Source organism: Parafrankia sp. FMc2 (assembly GCF_041008525.1).
Taxonomy (GTDB): domain Bacteria; phylum Actinomycetota; class Actinomycetes; order Frankiales; family Frankiaceae; genus Parafrankia.
The window spans coordinates 1-513 of record NZ_JBFLUG010000529.1; the positions used below are offsets into that span (position 1 = coordinate 1).

General features: G+C 63.5%; 1 protein-coding gene. It reads right to left on the reverse strand.

The features are described from left to right. Positions 1-88: 88 nt before the first annotated feature. Positions 89-388: a transposase gene (locus AB1460_RS38305; protein WP_368967511.1), complete on the reverse strand. Its 300-nt coding sequence runs from the start codon at positions 386-388 to the stop codon at positions 89-91. Positions 389-513: the final 125 nt, after the last annotated feature.

Here is a 513-nt window from a genome sequence, read left to right on the forward strand (position 1 = left end):
TGCCCGCCCGGCCAGCGGTCCAGAGGTCGCCGCCACGCCGGCCGACAGATCAACGCCAGGGCACCCGAGAGGCCGGTCGTAACAAGGGTCAGACCAGCGTGGCAGCGACAACATGATGCTCGCAGTCATAGCAGATTCCGGTTCGACCGACGGACTGGCGAATCCCGAGCTTCTTCAAGGTAGCAGCGAACTGGGCAGATGTGTAGTTACTTCCGCGGTCCGCATGAAAAATAGCTCCGTCGGCGAGTTGGTGGTTACGGGCGGCCATGGTGATGGCGGTATCGATGAGCCCGGTCTTGTAGTTGTCGTCCATGGCCCAGCCGATGACGGCCTTCGTGTGGCAGTCGATGACGGTCGCGAGGTACAGCCATCCTTCCCAGGTGGGTATGTAGACATCCCACGCGGGTCAGGTGTCAAGCTGCCAGGGATGGCTGGTCGCTGGTGGGGATCGGCCAGGCCGCGAGGTCGTCCCAGGTCTGGTTGTTCCGCAGACACCACCACAGCCGCCCGAGG